The organism is Glycomyces luteolus (assembly GCF_027622875.1).
In the GTDB taxonomy this organism is placed as follows: domain Bacteria; phylum Actinomycetota; class Actinomycetes; order Mycobacteriales; family Micromonosporaceae; genus Glycomyces; species Glycomyces luteolus.
In genome coordinates this window covers 132,602-150,756 of the sequence record NZ_JAPZVP010000010.1, presented here as the reverse complement: position 1 = coordinate 150,756, position 18,155 = coordinate 132,602, and the positions used below count along the sequence as shown (strand labels likewise).

The following is an 18,155-nucleotide window of genomic DNA, read 5'->3' as shown; positions in this document are numbered from 1 at the left end:
ATAAGCGAGTGTGAAGCGGGGCCGGGCGAAAGTCCGGCCCCGTTTTCAGTTGCGTTCTGTAAGCGCATCAAAACAAGACAAGACGGTTGGAAAGCGGTCTGATCCGTAGTCATAGACTCGGCTCTATGCACAACGTCCCCCCGGCCGCATCGGTCCGGATCGACCCCGGGGCCGCCGCGGCAAGTCTCAGCAGTGCGACCGGAGGCTCCCTCGCCTCCGGTGCCGCCTTCGCGGTCTACCGGCTCGGCCGGTCCTCGTTCCACGCCGCCGTCGTCCGCCGCATCGATAACCATCACGTGGTCGTCGCCGAGCGCACCGAGCCGATCGGGGGCGCCGAGTTCGACGGCCTGCTGCTGGCGTACCTGTCGGGCCGCCATCCCGACGCCGGCGTCCGCCTCTGGTCCCGCATCGCCGACCCCGCCGAGGCCGCCGACCGGCAGCTTCGCGCCCTGCTGCTGGAGAAGATCACCCAGGCGCGGGAGCAGTTGTCCGAGCGGGACTTCACGGTCATCAACGTGACTGCCGCGGACATCAAGATGCCGTTGCGGCGCGAGGAGTTCGAGACCCGCGTCCATGAATTGGTCGACACGACCGCCGACGTCCTGGAAGAGGTGCTCGTCGAGGCGGGGGTCCATCCGGCGGAGCTCGCGGGCCTGCTGATGGCGGGCGGCGCGTCCCGAACGCCGCTGGCGGCGACGACGCTGCGCCGCCGGTTCGGCGTCGAACCGGTGCTGGCCGCGCCGCATGCGAAGGTCCTCGTCGCCGAGGCCGCGCCGGTGGCGACCCGGGAGCTGCCGCTGGTCGACGAGGAGGAGCCGGCGCCGCGCCGCAAGGGCCAGGGCCGTGCGGTCGTGCTGGCCGCGGCGTTGCTGGTCGTGGTGGGCGCGGGTGCCGCGTTCGGGTCCCAGCTCGGCGACAGCGACTCCACTGAGGACGAAGTGAGCGCCACTGGGGGCACGGCTTCGGCGACGACCGCGTCGCCCGCCGCGTCCGCCTCGCCGGAGGCGAGCGAGAGCCCGGCCGAGGAGGCTAGCGCGAGTCCGTCGGAGTCGCCGACTCCGGATGAGGACGAGCAGGGTCCTGAGGCGCCGGTGGAGGACGAGGCGCCGTCGGAGGAGGATCCGACGACCGAGAGCGCGCCGACGGGTTCGGTGCCGAACCTGGTCGGCCTGTCGACGGCGGACGCCCTGAGGGCCGTGGAAGAGGCGGGTTTCGAGGGCATGGAGCAGTCGGGGGAGGCGCGGGCCGTCTTCGACTGGTCGCACGAGGACTGCGAGGTCATCGAGCAGTCGCCTGTGGCGGGGTCGACGCGGGCGCTGTCGGAGACGATCTCGGTGACGTTCTCGTATTCGGGCGAGGAGAGCGAGTGCGACGTGTAGCTCCTGCCCGTAGAATTTCCAGCACGATCGTGCTATTTTTAGGTCGTGCGCAAAGGCGAGATGACGAGGCAGGCGATCCTCGATGAAGCGGTCCGGATGGCCCGCTACTCGGGGCTGTCGGGGCTGACCATCGGATCGCTCGCCGCCGCCGCCGACATGTCGAAGTCGGGCCTGTACGCCCACTTCAAGTCGAAGGAGGCGCTCCAGCTGGCCTGCATGGAGCGCAACGGGGAGCAGTTCGTCGACGAGGTGATCCGGCCCGCGCTGGCGAAGCCGCGCGGGATCACGCGTCTGCAGGCCATCGTCGAGTACTGGATGCAGTGGTATTCGCATCCGGGCGGCTGCCTGTTCCTGGCGGCCGCCGCCGAGTTCGACGACCTGCCGGGGCCGCTGCACGATTTCATGGCCTCGGAGCAGCGCGAGCTGCTTGAGACGCTCGCCCGGATCGCCGCAACGGCGGTGTCCCAGGGCGAGTTCCCCGAAGACACCGACGTCTTCCAGGTGGCACAGGAGGTGTTCGGCATTCTGTTGTCCTACAACTGGATGAGCCGCATCCTGTCCTATCCCGACGCCGCCGACCGCGCGTGGTCGGCGTTCAACCGACTGATCGACAGTCTCCAGAGCTAACCAGGAAGGCCCGCTCATGGCGTCCACTGCCTCGACCCCCGTGGTGAAAAAGAAAAGCACGACCGTTCGTGCTCCTTGGTATGTGCGCTCCGGCTTCGCCGCCGCCGAGCGCGTCGCGCCCGACCGGGCCGCGAAGGTCTTGTGCGAGTTGTGGTTCCGGCTTCCGGCCGGCCCGGAGAAGCGCCTGCGCGGGGAGGCCCCGGCCGGCTCGCACGTGTTCGAGCTCGAGTGCCTCGGCACCAACCTGTGGGGCTACGACTGGGGCGAGGGCCCGCTCGTCTTCCTCGTGCACGGCTGGGGCGGCTCGACGGGCGACTTCAAGTTCATCGCGGCGAACCTGGTCGCCTCGGGCTACCGGGTGGTCGCCTTCGACGCGCCGAGCCACGGCAACGCCGGGCCGGGCCCGTGGGGCGACCGGCACGCGAACGGCCTCCACTTGATCGAGGCGATGAACGTGGTCCTGGAGAAGTTCGGCGCACCCTACGCCGTTGTGGCCCATTCGATGGGCGCGCTCAGCTCGGTCCACGGGCTGGTCCAGAGCGAGGTCGACACGGCCGGGGTGCGGTTCGCGATGCTCGCGCCGTTCATCGGCGGCGAGGAGGGCTTCAGGGACACGATCGGCGCGATCGTCCCGGTCGGCCCCCGCATCTTCCAGCGGCTGGTGCCCTTGGGCGAGGCCAAGTCGGGGGTGCGGCTCGAGGACTTCTCGCTGCGCGGCATCGAACTCGACGCGCCGGTGCTCATCGTCCACGACCAGGGCGACCGGCCCAACCCGTTCCGCCACGGCCAGGCCCTTGCAAACACGTGGCCGAACGCGGAGCTCATGGCGACCACGGGCCTGGGCCACCGCAAGGTCCTGATGAACCCGGCCGTCAGCGCCCGGGTGAGGAGCTTCTTGGGCGAGTAAGGGATACGCGTAAGGGCCCGGTCCGAGGACCGGGCCCTTACGCGTGCGTCTTAACCCTCGTAGTGCACCGTGAGGCGCGTCCACGCCCCGATGTTGATGTAGGTGCCGTCGCCCACCGGGAACTCCACGTTCGGCGCCAGCGGCTCGTCGGAGCCGTTGAGGAACGTGCCGTTCGAGGAGCCGACGTCCATGATCGTCCAGGAGCCGTCGGGCTTGGAGAACAGCTTCGCGTGCTGCGCGCTCACGCCCGGGTCGGCCACGTCGCCGGACAGGTCGATGTCCGGGGTGACGCCGCGCTTGGCGCTGTAGCGGCCGATCGTGAGGTCCGGCTTGTCGAGCGGGAAGCGGCGCGGCTTCGCGAACGACGGGTACTGCAGCTGCGAGGCTCCGTCAGAGGCCGCGACCTTGTTGAAGTAGCCCTGGTCGGCCGTGACGGCGACACCCCAGCGGGTGGCCGCCTGGCCGGGAGGGGCGTAGTTCGAGGCGAGGTCGCTCGGCTGCGCGTCCGGCATCGAGAACCCGCCGGTCGCCGACGCGGGCGGCGCGGAGGTCGGGGCGCCGAACGGCGCTGCCGGGACGCCCGGAGGCGGCCCGGGCGGGGCCGAGGTCGGCGCCGCGCCGTACGCCTGCTGCGCGTAAGGGTCCTGGCCGTAGCCTTGCTGCGGTTGCCCGTAGGGGTCCTGCTGCTGGGGCTGGCCGTACGGGTCCTGCTGGCCGTAGCCCTGCTGCTGACCGTAGGGGTCCTGCTGCTGCGGCTGCGCGTAAGGGTCCTGGCCGTAGCCCTGCTGCTGCTGCCCGTAGGGGTCCTGCTGCTGGGGCTGGGACGGCTGGCCATAAGGGTCCTGGCCGTACCCCTGCTGCGGCTGCTGCTGGCCGTAGGGGTCCTGCTGCCCGTAGCCCTGCTGAGGCTGAGCGTAAGGGTCCTGCGGCTGCGACGGCTGCCCGTAGGGGTCCTGCTGGCCGTAGCCCTGCTGCGGTTGCCCGTAGGGGTCCTGCTGCTGGGGCTGGCCGTAGGGGTCCTGCTGCTGGCCGTAGCCGGGCTGCTGCTGCCCGTACGGGTCCTGAGGCTGCCCGTAAGGGTCGTTCGGCGCGTAGCCCTGGCCGAAGGCCGGCGATTGCGGGGGCTGGCCTTGCTGCCACGCCGGGTTGGGCGTTCCGCACTGCTCGCAGAACTGGGCTTGCGGGAAGGCCCCGCAGGCGCACTGGTACCCGCCCGGCTGTGGGGCACCGCCGTAGGTCGGCTGGTAGGTCAAGGTCGTCCCCCTCCAAGCATTTGGGTGTACTCGGCCTCGCTGACGACACCGAGCGGCGGGGCGGACCCGTCACCCTGATCCTGGACGTCCGGGCCGGCATGCTCCTGCGCATGCCCTTCGGCCTGGACCGAACCGGGGGATTCGAGTTCCACCACCGCGACACTGATGTTGTCGTGCCCGCCGTTGGCGAGCGCTTGTCGTGTCAACGCTACCGCCTTGTCGCCAACGCTGCCGTCCGGCAGTGGCAGAAGGTCGTGATCGTCATTGAAATAGCGCGACAGACCATCGCTGCACACTACGACATGGCCCCCGCCCAATTCCACGCGGAGGAGGTTCGGGTTCAGTGCCGGAGCGTCCGCGCCGAGCCACGCGAGCAGGGCCTTCGCGTACGGGTTCTTGTACCGCTCGTCGGCCGGATCCACGCCCTGGTACTCCAGCCGGGCCTGGATCGTGTCGTCGACAGTGAGGCATCTCGCCTCCTTCTCGCCGGCCCAGTACGCCCGCGAATCGCCGACCCAGCACAGGATCGCCTGGTTCCCCTCGACCACGGCCGAGACGTACGTGGAGGACGGCGGCGAGTTCGGGTACTGCTTCCCGACCGCGGCCACCGCCGAATGGGCCGCGCCCACTCCGCGACGCGACGCGTCCTCCGCCGTCAGGCCCTCGCCGAGGGCCGCGCGGATCTCCGTCACAGCCGCTTCCACCCCTGCGAGTGACGCGCGCTCGGAGTCCGAGGCGCCCGAGACGCCGTCGCAGACCACGGCGATCTTCCGCCCGTCGTCGGCGACCGCGATCGCGATCGAGTCCTGGTTGTAGTGGTGCCGGTGGCCCACGTCGGTGGCCGCGCCGATACCGGGCAGCTGGAACGAGGTGTGGTCGTCGGAGCCGCCCGGGTGATCGGTGTTCTCCTCTGCGGCAACGGAGGAGAGCCAGGGGGCCGCCTCGGCCGGGACAGCGAACTCCTCCAGGTCGCCGCCGCAATCCTCGCAGTAGCGGCCGATGTCGGCGGGGAGACCGCAAGCGGTGCAACGCTTCGCGGCGCCCAAAGTGGGTGAGGGCTGCATAGGGCTCCTTCGCTACAGCATCGTGCGGGGGCGGTGGGTGTTCGCCAGGTCGAAGTAGTACACCTGGTCCTCCCTGCGGGTGCAGGCATGGGCGAGGTCACGGTACGTCCGCTCCAGCGCCAGGCGCAGCTCCCGCTCCTCCGGCTGCGCGCCGAACACGCGCGGCTCGTGCGCGGGACCGGTCCGCTGCACCGTGTCCAGCGCGAGATGGAGGATGCGGGTCGACACGAGGTGCCGACGCCGCGGTTCGAGCTTCAGCTCGTCCAGCCGCCCCGCCATGTGGTGCAGGTCGAGCAGCGAGGGCGGCGACGTGCGCGAGTGCAGCGCGGTCTGGATCGCCGCGGTCTGCGCGATCCCGTACTGCGCCGAGGTCTTCGGGACCTGATGCAGCGTCGAGATCGCCTCCGTCGAATTGCCCTCGAGGTCCAGCAGCCGCGCCCGTCCGTAAGCGGCCGAGACGAACCGGTGGTCGCACGTCCAGATCCGCGTGTAGTGCGGCAGCGCCAGGTCCCGGCGGCCCGCCATCTCCGCGCACGCCGCCAGCGCCAGGCGCGGGGCCAGCTCTCCGGGGAGGTGCGAGTAGACGGCGTCGAAATGCGCTGCGGCCGTGTGGAAATCGGCCGCCAGCAGCGAGATCGTGCCGCGCAGCCAGGTGACCTGCCAGGTGTTGCCCTCGCGCTGCGCGAACTGGTCGAGCGCGGCGTTTGCCTGGTGCAGGTCGCCGGCGTTGACCAGGGTGCGCACGCGCCGCAGCTGCACTTCGGGGCTCTGCACCGGCGCGGCGTTGAGCTCCGCGAGGATGCCCGCGGCGTCGGTGGCCTGGAGCGTCGCCATGAACGCGGCCATCGGGTCGGCGAGGTCGACCATCGGCGTGGGCAGCGCGTGCGCCACGTCGAACGGGTCGCCCACGGCGTGGATGTCGTACTCCACGTCGGGTTCGCCGAACACCGCCTGCTCGCCGCTGAACAATGTGGACGGCTCGAAGCGCGGCTCGCCCTTCTGCACCGACTGCACCTCGTGCAGGACGCCGCGCACCTGGGTGCGCATCTCGTCGGCGTCCTGGAACCGCGAGCGCGGGTCGGCGTTCGTGGCGCGCAGCAGCAGCCGGTGGAAGGCCCCGAACTCGTTGAACACGGGCGCCTCTGAGGCGGGCGGCAGCTTGTCGCGGTAGGTGCTCGTGAAGCCCTTGAAGTCGAGCGCGAGGACGGCCATCGAGCGGCCGATGGTGTACAGGTCCGAGGTCACCGAGGGCCCGACGGACAGGATCTCGTCGTTGGGCACCGAGTATCCGGGGGTGCCGTAGATCGCCGACTCCATGTCGTCGACGTGGCGCACCGCGCCGAGGTCGATGAGCTTGAGCCAGGTCTCGACGTGGATCATGTTGTCCGGCTTGAAGTCGCAGAACAGCAGGCCCCGGTCGTGCAGGTAGCTGAACGCGGGCAGCAGCTCGGCGGTGTAGGTGAGCACCTGCTCCAGCGGCAGCGGGTGGCGCTCGCCGTTCTCGTCGACCGCGTCCCTGATGTCCCGCAGGGACTTCCCGGCCAGGTACTCCATGACGATGTACGACTGGAGCTGGCCCGAGCGCGGGTCGGCGGCCGTGACGAAGTCGTGGATGTCGACCACGTTGGGGTGGTCGATGCCGACGAGGAAGCGCCGCTCGTTGATCGCGGCCTCGATCGCGTCCTCGTCGGAGGTGTTGATGAGGCCCTTGATGACGACCCAGCGCTGTGTCAGGTCGTCGGCGAAGTTCTTGTCGTTGGCGAGGTAGATCCAGCCGAGACCGCCGTGGGCGATCGCGCCGAGCACCTCGTAGCGGTCGGAGAGCACGTCGCCGGGGCTGAGCGAGGGCGTGAACCAGTAGCGGGTGCGGCAGTGCGCGCAGTAGCCCTCGACGCGGCCCGCGCGCCCGGCCTGGGGCCGACCGACGGGCTTGCCGCACGCGGAGCAGAACCGCTTGTGCTCGGGCACCTGCGGGTGCTCCATGACCGCTTCGGCGGGGTCGCGCGGCGGCACGGGCGGCATGTCGGAGAGGCCGCCGCGCTGGCGGGCGCTGGTGGTCGTGGAGCGCGTGACGGGCCCGGTGATCGGCTGCGGCAGCGGTGCCGCGGGGGCCCGGTAGGGGGCCGGGGGCGGCGATTGCACGACGCCCGCGGGGACCATGCCCTGCGTCCCTGGCTGCGGCAGCGGCGGCGAGATCGGCGGCGCGGCGGGGGAGGGCATCGGCGGGGCCGAGTTCGGCGCGAGCGCCGGCTGCATGGGCGGTGCGGGCGGCACGGCGTTGGTCCCGGGCGGGCCGGGCGGCGCGGGCGCGAAGCCCGGCTGCGGCGGCACCGCCGGGGGCGTGTTGAGGCGCTTGCGGATGCTGACGGTGTCGGTGGCCTCGCCCTCGGGCTGGTACGAGCCCGGGAGGTACCGCTGGGTGTGCTCTGGCGGCGGCTGCTGGTCGCTCATGGCGCTCCCTTAATCCCGGTACTGGGGGCTCGGCGGGGCGCCCGCGACGCCCAGCGGTCCTTTGAGCCACTTGTCGTAGGCGGTCTGCCAGGTGCCGTTCGCGATGATCTCGGCGAGGGCCTTGTTGACGTAGCGGGCGAGGTCGGTGTTGCCCTTCTGGAACGCGATCCCGTAGGGCTCCTGGGAGAAGGCCTCGCCGACGACGTGGAGCGTCGGGTCCTGGACGGCCATGCCCGCAAGGATCGTGTCGTCGCTGGTGATGGCGTCGACGGTGCCCTGCTGGAGCAGGATCAGGCAGTCGTTGAAGTCGGGCACGGTGACGGCCTGGGCCTCCGACTGCTCGGCGATGGTGCGCACCGAGGTGGAGCCGTCGCCGGTGCACACGAGGTGGTCGTCGGCGAGGTCGGCGAGGCTCTCGATGCCGGAGGCCTTGGGCACGAGGAGGCGCTGCCCGGCGTGGAAGTACTCCGCGGAGAACTCCACATTGGCCCAGCGCTTGCAGTTCATGGTCATGGTGCGCACGACCATGTCGACCCGGTCGTCGTTGACGGCGCCCTCGCGCTCCCCGGAGGTCATGGGGACCCAGCGGATGGTCGCGTCGGGGCCGAGGATCGAGTGGGCGACCGCGGTGGCGATGTCGATGTCGAAGCCGGACGGGACGTTCGTGGCCGGGTCGATGTAGCCCATGAGGTTCGTGGACTGGCTGACGCCGATGCTGATCTGGTCCTGGTTGTCGAGCTGCGCCTTGGCCTGCTCGGCGGTGGCCGCGCCGGGGTTGTAGGAGGCGAGCGGCGAGCAGCTCTCGTCGACCGGTTCGGTCTCGATCTCGGGGGAGAAGTTGATCCCCGAGGGCAGCGGGGTGGGGACGTCGACCTCCGGCGGCCCCATGTCGGCCGGCTGCGAGCAGGCGGCGAGGACGAGGCAGGCGGCGGCAGCGGCCGCGAGCCGGAGCTGGTGTCGAATCATGCGTAGTACTCCGCCACTCGAAGCTGGATGCCGACCGCGGCGCTGATGAGCGCGCCGAGCGCGAGGGCCGCGAGCCCGGCCGCGGCGCCCGACAGGGACCGCTGGGCGTCGTTGGTGGCCTCGGCGAAGCGGTCGGCGCTGATGTCCGTCGCTTCGGTCAGGGCGTCGTTGAGGGTCGTGAAGGACGCCCACAGGCTGGTGTCGCTCTCGCCGACGACGAGCGCGACGGCGTCGGTGTACTGGCCGCCCTGGGCGAGTTTGACGACTTCGTCGTGCCCGGCCCGCCAGGTCTCGGCGGCCTCGCGGGCGGTGTCGATGTTCTTGGAGAGCTCGGGGTCGCCCGCGAACACCTCGTCGAGCTTGTCGAGCAGCTTGCCGGGGTCGGCGAGCGCCTTGAAGTGCTCCTCGAAGCGCTCGGCGGCCTTGGCGTCCTCGCCGCGGGCGATGAGCAAGAGGGACTCCTCGGCGCGCGCCTGCTGGGCGGTGATCTCGGCCTGGGCGAGCAGTTCCAGGGGCGCCGAACCGTCCTCATGGGACCGGTTGGTGTGGCTCGCCGAAGCCAGCGAGGCCATCGCCAGCCATCCGGCGAAGGCCACGAGCAGCACCGTGCTGCCCACGAGCCCCAGGTTGAACACGCGGTTCGTCTTGCGCGAGAGCCACATCTGGGCCCACACGAGCGTCCCGAGCGCCGCCGCCGCCAGCGCGGCGGCCGCCCACGGGAACGCCGCGGCGTCCGAGCGCGACTCGTTGAGCTGCCCGAGCGAGTTCTCCTGGAGGTCGTGCGCCTTGGGCAGCATCTCCTCGCGCATGAGCGTGGAGGCCTGCTCCTGGTAGGTCGCGCCGACGGGCTCGCCGAGGCGGTTGAACGTGCGGGCGGTCTCCACCAGGCCCGTGTAGACCGGCATGCGCGCGTTGAGCTCGGCCACCAGCGCGGTGTCCGCTGGGGTCTTCACTTCGCCTGCGGCCGTTGCCAGTGCCACGGTCGCGTCGCGCATCGCCTCGCGGTAGGTCTCGTTCATCTCATCGGAGGGCGTGCCCGCCGTCAGGTACGAGGACGCCGCGGTCGCGTCGGCCTGCGAGAGCGCCTGGTACAGCGAGAGGGCGGCCACGGAGAGCCGACCGGACTGGCTGGTGGTCTCTTCGATGACGGCCGACTTCGCGAGGATCGCGGTCATGCCGGTGATCCCGGCGCCGAGGATGAGCGCGCCGACGACGGCGAGCACGCCGCGCAGCTGCCCTGGCGTGAACCGCAGCGCGGCCAGCACGCGGTCGAACCGTCGCTGCCCGGTTGCAGCAGGTGCGCTGGGCGCCTGTGTCGGAGCGGGAGGGGACTGGACGGACAACTACTGCACCTCACTTGATCGGCGACCCGCGGGCCTCTGGACTCGTTCGCCGCGCGCACGTCTGACGTGGCTGGAGTGTCGGGGGACTCCCACATGGTATCGGCCCCCGGCAACGACCGGTGACTACCGCCTCGTGGCGTCGGAGCCGGCGCCATCGGCGGTACGGTGGGACTGTGCCGAACGCCGAAGACTACTCCACAGGGGATGATGCGCGCTGGATGGCGCGCGCCGTCGAACTGGCCGAACGCTGCCCGCCCTCCACGACCGCCTTCAGCGTCGGCGCCGTGATCGTCGCGGACGGCCGCGCCGTCGGCGAAGGCTGGTCCCGCGCCGAGGACCCGAACGACCACGCCGAGGAGGTCGCCCTCCGCGCGGCGGGCGGCGCCGCGCGCGGCGCCACCGCCTACTCCTCCATGGAACCGTGCGGCCACCGCGCCTCCCGCCCCGACCCGTGCGCGCGGCTGCTCATCGCCGCGGGCGTCACCAGGGTCGTGTACGCCCTCGGCGAGCCGCTGAACTTCGTCGACGCGCCCGGCGGCGACGCGATGCTGCGGGAGAACGGCGTGGTTGTCGCCGTGATGCCCGAATTCGCGGACGCGGCCGAACGCCCCAACGCGCACCTCCGTTAATCTGGGACCCATGAGGCCACTGATCGGCGCCGAAGCGGCCGCCGAACTGCACGAATCGGTCCGACTCGACGTCCGCTGGACGCTCGGGGGGCCGTCGCGGGACGCCGACTACGCCGAAGGGCACCTGCCCGGCGCCGTCCGGCTCGACTTCGACCGGGACGTGTGCGGTCCCGTCGGCCCGGTCGGCGGCCGCCACCCGCTGCCCGAACCCGAAGCGCTGCAAGCGGTCCTGCGCGCCGCGGGCATCGACGACGACTCGCACGTGGTCGTCTACGACGACGGCGACGGCATGGCCGCCGCCCGCACCTGGTGGACCCTCCGCTGGGCCGGGATCGAGAACGTGCAGGTCCTCCAAGGCGGCATCAAGGCCTGGACCGGAGCCGGACTCCCGCTCGAGACCCGGACGGCGACACCCAGACCGGGCACCGTCACCGTCCGCCCCGGCAACCTCCCGGTCCTCGACGCCGAATCCGCCGCCGAATGGGCCCAGACCCGCGAACTCGTCGACGTGCGCGCCCCCGAGCGCTACCGCGGCGAGATGGAACCGGTCGACCCCGTCGCCGGCCACGTGCCCGGCGCGATCAACCTCTTCCTCGGCGAAGACGACCTCGCCGACACCGACAAGCTGCGCGAACGCTATGCGCCGCATACCGAAGCGGCCTACTACTGCGGCTCCGGCGTGGGCGCGGCGCGCACCGCGCTCGCCGTCACCGCCGCGGGCCTGCCGACACCGCCGGTGTACATCGGCTCATGGAGCGACTGGGTCTCGCGAGGCCGCGACGTCGCAACGGCGCCGATTGACGGCTCGCAAGCTCCGCCGAAGGGGGAGGCACGATGAAGCGCGCACTGATCGCGATCCCGGTCGCGTTCCTGCTGGCGCTGGCCGCCTGCAGCGACGACGGCTCGCCCTCGGGCGAGGAGCCCGTCGACACCGCCGCGCAGGAGTCGAGCGAGGAGTCGTCCCCGACCGAACCGGTCGAACTCGACTTGGCCGACGCCGCGGGCGCCTGCCCGCTCATCGACTCCGCGACACTGAACTCCGTCACCGGCGAGGACTTCCGCTTCGCCTCCGGCGGACCCGGCGAGACCGCCGAGGACGAGGAGGCCCCGGCCCAGCTCACCTGCGCGGTCCAGACCGGCGAGGCCGCCTACCCCGACCTCACCCTCTTCGTCATCGGCACCGAGGCGACGGTCGAGATCTACGAAGAGGAGCTCGCCGACGGCACCGAGGCGATCGACGGCCTCGGCGAAGCCGCCTATTGGATCGTCCACACCGAGGACACCGGCGCGGGCCCGGCCCTCGAGATGGGCTGGTACGACGGGGGCACCATCTTCGAGATGCGCTACACCACACCGGTGGACACCGACCCGGCCGTCGTCAACGACCTCGTCGCGGGCTTCACCGAACTCGCCAAGGGCATCGCCGCCGCCCACGCCGAACAGGCCGGCTGACCGCAGACGCAAGGAGGCCGCCGGGCTGATGCCCGGCGGCCTTTCGTGTGCCTGCCGAGAACGGTCGAGGGTGTCCCGTGTCCGCGGCCTCCGCATAGTGAGCGCCCTCCTCGCCGGGGGTGCGAGGAGGGCGCTCAGGTGCGGAGTGCAGTTTGGGGGCGCAGACGTTTCCCTAGGTCAGCCCTATGTGGGATGAAATGGAAACGTTTGCAACGCTTTGAACAGACTACTCCCCGGTAAGGCCGTGGTCAAGCCGTCGCAAGCGCGGACTTCCCAAGGCGCGCAAGCCGCCTCAGGTCGGCGTTACTCGGCCGGAGTGGCGAAGATCTTCGCAGCGTCGTCGGTCGAGAGATGGATCGTGTCCGCGCCGGAGGTCACCGCGATCTCGCCGTCGAGACGGTCGATCGCGACCTCGGCGCCCGGGTCCACGCCCGCCTCGTGCAGCGAGGCCAGCAGCTCCGGGTGCGTCTGGGCCGATTCGCACAGGCGCGTCACGCGCACCTTCGAACCGGGGGAGACCACGCTCAGCGGCCGCTCGTCCGCGTCGCGGCCGTCGGCCTCGGCCGAGGCGTCGAGCTCCTTGAGGCCGGGGATCGAGTTGCCGTACGGCGAGCGGGTGGGGTGCTCCAGCAGCTCGTACACGCGCTTCTCCACCGAGTCGCTCATGACGTGCTCCCACTTGCAGGCCTCGTCATGGGCCTCCACGTAGGACATGCCGATGACGTCGACCAGGAGCCGCTCGGCGAGCCGGTGCTTGCGCATCACCGCGACCGCCTGCCTGCGGCCCTCCTCGGTGAGCTCCAAGTGCCGGTCGCTCTTGACATTGAGCAGCCCGTGGCGCTGCATCCGGCCCACGGTCTGCGAGACCGTCGGCCCGCTCTGCTCCAGCCGTTCGGCGATCCGGGCGCGCAGCGCCGGAACGCCCTCCTCCTCGAGTTCGAGGATCGTGCGCAGGTACATCTCAGTGGTATCGACGAGGTCCGTGGTCACAGCTTCGTTCCTTCACTTTGTCCGCCCGCAGGGCACCGAGCGGGGTGGGTCGAGTAGCCGCCAGACCCCCTGTCACCACCAATGGTATACGGCCGAACCGCCACGGCCTCAATCAGCCATCCGGACGTACGGTGCGCTCACACCCCAAAGCTCCCCGGAGAACCGGGCCGGCAGGAACGATCACGCCACATATTCGGCGAGGCGCCCGGCGTAGTCGGGCTGGCGCAGGCGGTGCAGCGCGTTCTTCTCGATCTGGCGGACCCGCTCGCGCGAGAGTCCGAAGTCCGCGGAGACCTCTTCGAGGGTGCGCTGGCGCCCGTCGTCAATCCCGAAACGCAGCCGGAGCACCGTTTGTTCCCGCTCGGGCAGCGAGGCCAGCACGTTCGCGATGTGGCGGCGCAGCAGCGCGTACGACACCGCGTCGTCGCTGCCGTGCTCGCGCGGCAGGTGCGCCACGAGGTCGCCCAGCGCGGTCGAGTCGTCCTCGCCCACGGTCTGGTCGAGGCTCACCGGCTCGCGGTCGTAGGACATGAGCTCGAGGACCTTGCCGGGGGTGACGTCGAGTTCCGCGGCGATCTCCTCGTAGCGCGGCTCGCGGCCCAGTTCGACCATGAGGTCCTGGCGCGCCCGGTTCATCCGCTTGATCTGGTCCACGGTGTGCGCGGGGACGCGGATCGTGCGGGACTGGTCGGTGACGGCCCGGTTGATGGCCTGCCGGATCCACCAGGTGGCGTACGTGGAGAACTTGTAGCCCTTCTGGTAGTCGAACTTCTCGACGGCGCGGATCAGGCCGAGGTTGCCCTCCTGGATGAGGTCGAGCAGGCTGAGCCCCGCGCCGGAGTAGCGCTTCGCCACGGAGACGACGAGGCGCAGGTTCGATTCGAGCATGCGCTGCTTGGCCGCGCGGCCCTCGGCCGCGATGCGGGCCAGGTCGCTGCGGAAGTCGGGGTCGGTCACTTCGCTGATGCGGCACTCGGCCATGAGGCCGGCCTCGATCGCCTTGGCGCACTCGACCTCCTCGGAGGCGGTGAGCAGCCGGTGCTTGCCGATGCCGTTCAGATAGGCGCGAACGGGGTCGCCGGAGTATTCGGTCGTGCGCTGCGCCGGTCGCCTCGCCGGACGCTGGCGGATGCTGTCGACAGGTGCCATCGAATTCGCCTTTCGCTGCGGACCCTCGGCGCGTGGGTTGAGTCGCGCCTGACCCGGTGGGCACCGGGCGTCGGGATACCAGCTTGCAGGTGATTTCGTGGATTCTGATCCCCCAGATGGAAGGGTGGCACGAACCCGGGAGACACGATCAGAAATTCGGTTTCGGGGCCTCCCACCGAAACCTGATGGCAAGCAGCCGTACAACAAAGATGGCCGCGATGGCCGTCAGCGCGAGCGTCCAGTGACCGATCACCGACTCCCAGCGGGCCCCTACCGCCACGATGACCGCGCCGATCGCCGCCGCCATCGCGTAGAAGTCCTCGCGGAGCACCGCCGGGATCTCCTGGACCAGGACGTCGCGCAGGATGCCCCCGCCGATTCCGGAGAGTACTCCCACGATGCAAGCCGCGTAGACCGCGAAACCGAAATCGAGGCCCTTCTGGGTCCCGACCACGGTGAACAGGGCCAGCCCGGCGGCGTCGAGCACCAGCATGGTGGTGCGCATCCGCGAGAGCGCCGGGTGGAACCGGAACACGAACAGGGAGGCCACGAGCGCCACGAGCGGGTAGCGCCAGTCGGTGAGCAGCAGGGGTTTCGCGTCGATGAGCAGGTCGCGGAGGGCGCCGCCGCCCAGCGCGCACAGGACGCCGATGACGGCCACGCCGAACAGGTCCAGGCGCTTGCCGACCGCGGCGCTCGCGCCGGAGGCGGCGAACACCGCGGTGCCGACCAGCTCGGCGACGAGCATCAGCGAGCCCGGGTCGAATTCTGAAGGGTCCACCCGTGCGTTATAGCAGGCAGACCCCGGTCACACCGCGCTTCTTCGCGAAGGTGAGAGCCGCGCGGCAGCGTCAGCCCTTCATCTTCTCGTAGATGTCCTTGCAGTTCGGGCAGATCGGGAAGCGGTCGGGGTCCCGCGTGGGCACCCACATCTTCCCGCACAGGGCCTTCACCGGGATGCCGTCGACCATCGCGGCCATGAGCTTGTCCTTCGGCACGTAGTGCGAGAAGCGCTCCTCGTCGCCGTCCTCGAACGTGTAGTTCGGGTTGGTCTGGGTCTGCTCTTCCAGAAGGGTCGAACCAGAACCGCCGGCCCCGTCAGAGCCTCCGGTGGTGGGAAGTTCGCTCACGGCAACTCACTCCTCATTAGCGCGCAAGATCCCGTCAATCTTGCCACGACCCCGCGCCTGAATCGGCATCGTCGAGGGGGTCACTTATTCCGAATCGATCATGCGATGCTCGGGCGCTTCGAGGGTCCGCGCCCGGCGCTGGTGCCTCGTGAACACGCCCGGCTTGCGCGCCAGGCGGTCGTTCGCCAGCAGGACCGCCAGCCAGGGCAGCAGCGCCATCCCGATCACGCCGATCACCAGCCACAGCCACAGGAGCGGGGCCTCGGCCATCACCAGGACGCCGAGCGCGATCACCAGCATCGCGCGAATCGACATCATCACGACATACCGGATCGTCCGGTACCGCCGCTCCTCTTCGAGGGACATCGTCGCATCGGTGATGCTGGTCGCCTTCTCACGCCTTGCCACCCTTCGAGCCTACGCCTGGCCGGTGCGGCAGGATCGGTGGCATGAAAGCAGTCGTGCAGACCGTCAGCGAAGCCGAAGTCACCGTCGAGGGCACCAGCGTGGGCGCGATCGGCGAAGGGCTCCTGGTCCTCCTCGGCGTCACCCACACGGATGGACCCGCCGAGGTCGCCTGGATCGCCGAGAAGATCTGGTCCCTCAGAATCATGCGGGACGAGCTCTCGGCGTCCGATCTGGACGCTCCGATCCTGCTGGTCAGCCAGTTCACCCTCTACGCCGACACGCGCAAGGGCCGCCGCCCGTCCTGGAACAGCGCCGCACCCGGGCCGGTGGCCGAGCCCCTGGTCGAGGCGGTCGCCGCGCACCTCCGAAGCCTCGGCGCGCGCGTCGAGACCGGCAAGTTCGGCGCCATGATGCTCGTCCGCAGCGTCAACGTCGGCCCCAACACGATCCTCTTGGAGCGGTGAACGTGGCTCTGCCAACTCGCGGCGGGCAAGCGGGCGCCGTGACCGACATCGCGCCCTAAAATCAACCCGGTCCGCCACCGTCCGAGAGGAGCCCGCATGATCCCGGCCGCCCCACCCGAAATGCTTCCGTCGCTTCGGGTCTGGCAGCGCAAGGCCATGGTCGCCTACCACCGGGGTCAATCGCGGGACTTCCTCGCCGTAGCAACGCCCGGCGCCGGCAAGACCACGTTCGCACTGCGCATCGCCTACGACCTGCTCGCCGACGGCACGGTCGACACCGTCACCGTCGTCGCCCCCACCGAGCACCTCAAGACCCAGTGGGCCGGCGCGGCCGCCCGCTTCGGCATCCAGCTCGACCCGGCCTTCCGCAACGCGTCCGTCCACAGTGCCGCCGACTTCCACGGCGTGGTCGTCACCTACGCCCAGATCGGCGCGGACCCGGCCGTGCACCGGCGCCGCACGCTCTCGCGCCGCACGCTCGTCATCCTCGACGAGATCCACCACGCCGGCGATGCCCGCACCTGGGGCGAGGGCGTCCAGACCGCCTTCGACGAGGCCGAGCGCCGCCTCGCCCTGACCGGCACCCCGTTCCGCAGCGACGACAACCCGATCCCGTTCGTGGAGTACGAGGAAGACCCGGACGGCACCAAGCGCTCGCGCGCCGACGCGCTCTACGGCTACCGCGACGCCCTCGCCGACGGCGTCGTGCGACCGGTCATGTTCATGGCCTACTCCGGCCAGGCCAAGTGGCGCACGAGCGCGGGGGACGAGCTGGCCGTGCGGCTCGGGCAGCCGCTCACCAAGGACCTCACGAGCCAGGCGTGGCGCACCGCGCTCGACCCCGAGGGCGAATGGATCAAGCAGGTCATCAGGGCCGCCGACCGGCGGCTCTCCTCCTTGCGCGCGGCGGGCATCCCCGACGCGGGCGGGCTCATCATCGCCTCCGACCAGAACAGCGCCCGCTCCTACGCCGGGATCCTCAAACGCGTCACCGGGAAGAGCGCCGCCATCGTCCTCTCGGACGACGCGGGCTCCTCCGACAAGATCGCCAAGTTCGCCGAGTCCGATGAGGAGTGGCTCGTGGCCGTCCGCATGGTCTCCGAAGGCGTCGACATCCCGCGCCTCGCGGTCGGCGTCTACGCCACGAACGCCCACACCCCGCTGTACTTCGCCCAGGCCATCGGCCGCTTCGTGCGCTCGCGCCGCCCCGGCGAGACCGCCTCGGTGTTCCTGCCCAGCGTGATCCCGCTGCTGAGCCTGGCGGAGAACCTCGAGGCCGACCGCGACCACGTCATCAAACCCAAGTCCCAGGACGAGGACCCCGAGCTCCTGCTGGAGCAGGCCCAGCGGGTCCTCAACGAGGGCACCGAACTCGGCGGCCAGCGCGAGACCCTCGAGTCGAACGCGGAGCTCGACCAGGTGATCTTCGACGGCGGCTCGTTCGGCCTGCCGGTGGAGGCCGGGAGCGCCGAGGAGCAGGAGTACCTGGGCCTGCCGGGGCTGCTGACCCAGGAGCAGGTGCACCTGCTGCTGCAGAAGCGCCAGCGCGAGCAGATGGCGAAGCAGAAGTCCGGCACCCGCACCGAGACGGTGGAGCGCCCGGCGGCCGAGCCCGCGATGACGAACGCGCAGAAGCGCCTGAAGCTCCGCAAGCAGTTGAACGCGCTGGTGGGCGCGCGCTCGTTCGCGACGAACGAGCCGCACGGCAAGATCCACGCGATGCTGCGGTCCAAGTGCGGCGGCCCGCCGAGCGCGCAGGCGACGATCGAGCAGCTGGAAGAGCGGATCGCGGTGATCCGCTCGCTGTAGCCGGGAGCGCCGGCCGGGTACGCCCGTCGAGCGGGCAGCGCAACGGCAGAGGACCGCCCGAGGGCGGTCCTCTGCCGTTGCGGAATCGAATCAGGGCCCGAGCGGATTTCCGCTCGGGCCCTTACTAAGCCTGT

At 70.7% G+C, this 18,155-nt stretch carries 18 protein-coding genes; 8 read left to right on the top strand and 10 right to left on the bottom strand.

Features of this window, described 5'->3' with window-relative positions:
* Window positions 1-125 precede the first annotated feature (125 nt).
* The 3 genes from O1R50_RS14510 (at window position 126) to O1R50_RS14500 (ending at window position 2,913) form a co-directional block, all read left to right on the top strand.
* The gene (locus O1R50_RS14510; protein WP_270110790.1) at window positions 126-1,379 is read left to right on the top strand and encodes an Hsp70 family protein; all 1,254 of its coding nucleotides are present in this window, start codon (window positions 126-128) and stop codon (window positions 1,377-1,379) included.
* 45 nt (window positions 1,380-1,424) lie between these two features.
* Window positions 1,425-2,006, top strand: coding sequence for a TetR/AcrR family transcriptional regulator (locus tag O1R50_RS14505; RefSeq protein ID WP_270110789.1), 582 nt, complete (start codon window positions 1,425-1,427; stop codon window positions 2,004-2,006).
* An 82-nt stretch (window positions 2,007-2,088) separates the two neighbouring features.
* Window positions 2,089-2,913 (top strand): alpha/beta fold hydrolase, encoded by an 825-nt coding sequence (locus O1R50_RS14500; protein ID WP_270110788.1) that lies wholly within the window; start codon window positions 2,089-2,091, stop codon window positions 2,911-2,913.
* Between the two features lie 50 nt (window positions 2,914-2,963).
* Here O1R50_RS14500 and O1R50_RS14495 read toward each other — a convergent pair whose 3' ends face one another.
* From O1R50_RS14495 to O1R50_RS14475, 5 genes are read right to left on the bottom strand one after another with little or no spacing between them, the layout of a single operon-like run.
* A complete protein-coding gene (locus O1R50_RS14495) occupies window positions 2,964-4,166 on the bottom strand; it encodes an FHA domain-containing protein (protein ID WP_270110787.1) in 1,203 nt (400 codons plus the stop codon).
* Window positions 4,163-5,230 (bottom strand): PP2C family protein-serine/threonine phosphatase, encoded by a 1,068-nt coding sequence (locus tag O1R50_RS14490; RefSeq protein WP_270110786.1) that lies wholly within the window; start codon window positions 5,228-5,230, stop codon window positions 4,163-4,165. Before O1R50_RS14490 ends, O1R50_RS14495 begins: the two co-directional genes overlap by 4 nt.
* A gap of 12 nt (window positions 5,231-5,242) precedes the next feature.
* The gene (locus O1R50_RS14485; RefSeq protein WP_270110785.1) at window positions 5,243-7,681 is read right to left on the bottom strand and encodes a serine/threonine-protein kinase; all 2,439 of its coding nucleotides are present in this window, start codon (window positions 7,679-7,681) and stop codon (window positions 5,243-5,245) included.
* Window positions 7,682-7,690: 9 nt separating this feature from the next.
* On the bottom strand, window positions 7,691-8,647 hold the full coding sequence (locus O1R50_RS14480; RefSeq protein WP_270110784.1) for a glutamate ABC transporter substrate-binding protein: 957 nt from the start codon (window positions 8,645-8,647) through the stop codon (window positions 7,691-7,693).
* Window positions 8,644-9,990 (bottom strand): MCP four helix bundle domain-containing protein, encoded by a 1,347-nt coding sequence (locus O1R50_RS14475; protein ID WP_270110783.1) that lies wholly within the window; start codon window positions 9,988-9,990, stop codon window positions 8,644-8,646. The genes O1R50_RS14480 and O1R50_RS14475 overlap by 4 nt, the downstream gene beginning before the upstream one ends.
* A 173-nt stretch (window positions 9,991-10,163) precedes the next feature.
* Between O1R50_RS14475 and O1R50_RS14470 the strand changes: the two genes are divergently transcribed.
* From O1R50_RS14470 to O1R50_RS14460, 3 genes are read left to right on the top strand one after another with little or no spacing between them, the layout of a single operon-like run.
* The gene (locus O1R50_RS14470) at window positions 10,164-10,619 is read left to right on the top strand and encodes a deaminase (RefSeq protein ID WP_270110782.1); all 456 of its coding nucleotides are present in this window, start codon (window positions 10,164-10,166) and stop codon (window positions 10,617-10,619) included.
* 10 nt (window positions 10,620-10,629) lie between these two features.
* Window positions 10,630-11,457: a sulfurtransferase gene (locus tag O1R50_RS14465; protein ID WP_270110781.1), complete on the top strand. Its 828-nt coding sequence runs from the start codon at window positions 10,630-10,632 to the stop codon at window positions 11,455-11,457.
* Complete coding sequence (locus O1R50_RS14460; protein WP_270110780.1) at window positions 11,454-12,071, top strand: hypothetical protein; 618 nt, start codon at window positions 11,454-11,456, stop codon at window positions 12,069-12,071. Before O1R50_RS14465 ends, O1R50_RS14460 begins: the two co-directional genes overlap by 4 nt.
* Window positions 12,072-12,374: 303 nt before the next feature.
* Here the strand turns inward: O1R50_RS14460 and O1R50_RS14455 are convergent, their stop codons facing one another.
* The 5 genes from O1R50_RS14455 to O1R50_RS14435 form a co-directional block, all read right to left on the bottom strand.
* Window positions 12,375-13,061, bottom strand: a complete 687-nt coding sequence (locus O1R50_RS14455; protein WP_270110779.1) for a metal-dependent transcriptional regulator — start codon at window positions 13,059-13,061, stop codon at window positions 12,375-12,377.
* 180 nt (window positions 13,062-13,241) lie between these two features.
* Entirely contained in the window at window positions 13,242-14,210 is a 969-nt protein-coding gene (locus O1R50_RS14450) for a sigma-70 family RNA polymerase sigma factor (RefSeq protein WP_270110778.1), read from the bottom strand.
* Between the two features lie 148 nt (window positions 14,211-14,358).
* Window positions 14,359-14,991: a trimeric intracellular cation channel family protein gene (locus O1R50_RS14445; RefSeq protein WP_270110777.1), complete on the bottom strand. Its 633-nt coding sequence runs from the start codon at window positions 14,989-14,991 to the stop codon at window positions 14,359-14,361.
* A 70-nt stretch (window positions 14,992-15,061) separates the two neighbouring features.
* Window positions 15,062-15,340, bottom strand: coding sequence for a DUF3039 domain-containing protein (locus O1R50_RS14440; protein ID WP_270110776.1), 279 nt, complete (start codon window positions 15,338-15,340; stop codon window positions 15,062-15,064).
* An 84-nt stretch (window positions 15,341-15,424) separates the two neighbouring features.
* Entirely contained in the window at window positions 15,425-15,748 is a 324-nt protein-coding gene (locus O1R50_RS14435; RefSeq protein WP_270110775.1) for a DUF3099 domain-containing protein, read from the bottom strand.
* A gap of 41 nt (window positions 15,749-15,789) precedes the next feature.
* Between O1R50_RS14435 and dtd the strand changes: the two genes are divergently transcribed.
* Complete coding sequence (gene dtd, locus O1R50_RS14430) at window positions 15,790-16,212, top strand: D-aminoacyl-tRNA deacylase (RefSeq protein ID WP_270110774.1); 423 nt, start codon at window positions 15,790-15,792, stop codon at window positions 16,210-16,212.
* Window positions 16,213-16,308: 96 nt separating this feature from the next.
* Window positions 16,309-18,021, top strand: coding sequence for a DEAD/DEAH box helicase (locus O1R50_RS14425; protein WP_270110773.1), 1,713 nt, complete (start codon window positions 16,309-16,311; stop codon window positions 18,019-18,021).
* Window positions 18,022-18,155: the final 134 nt, after the last annotated feature.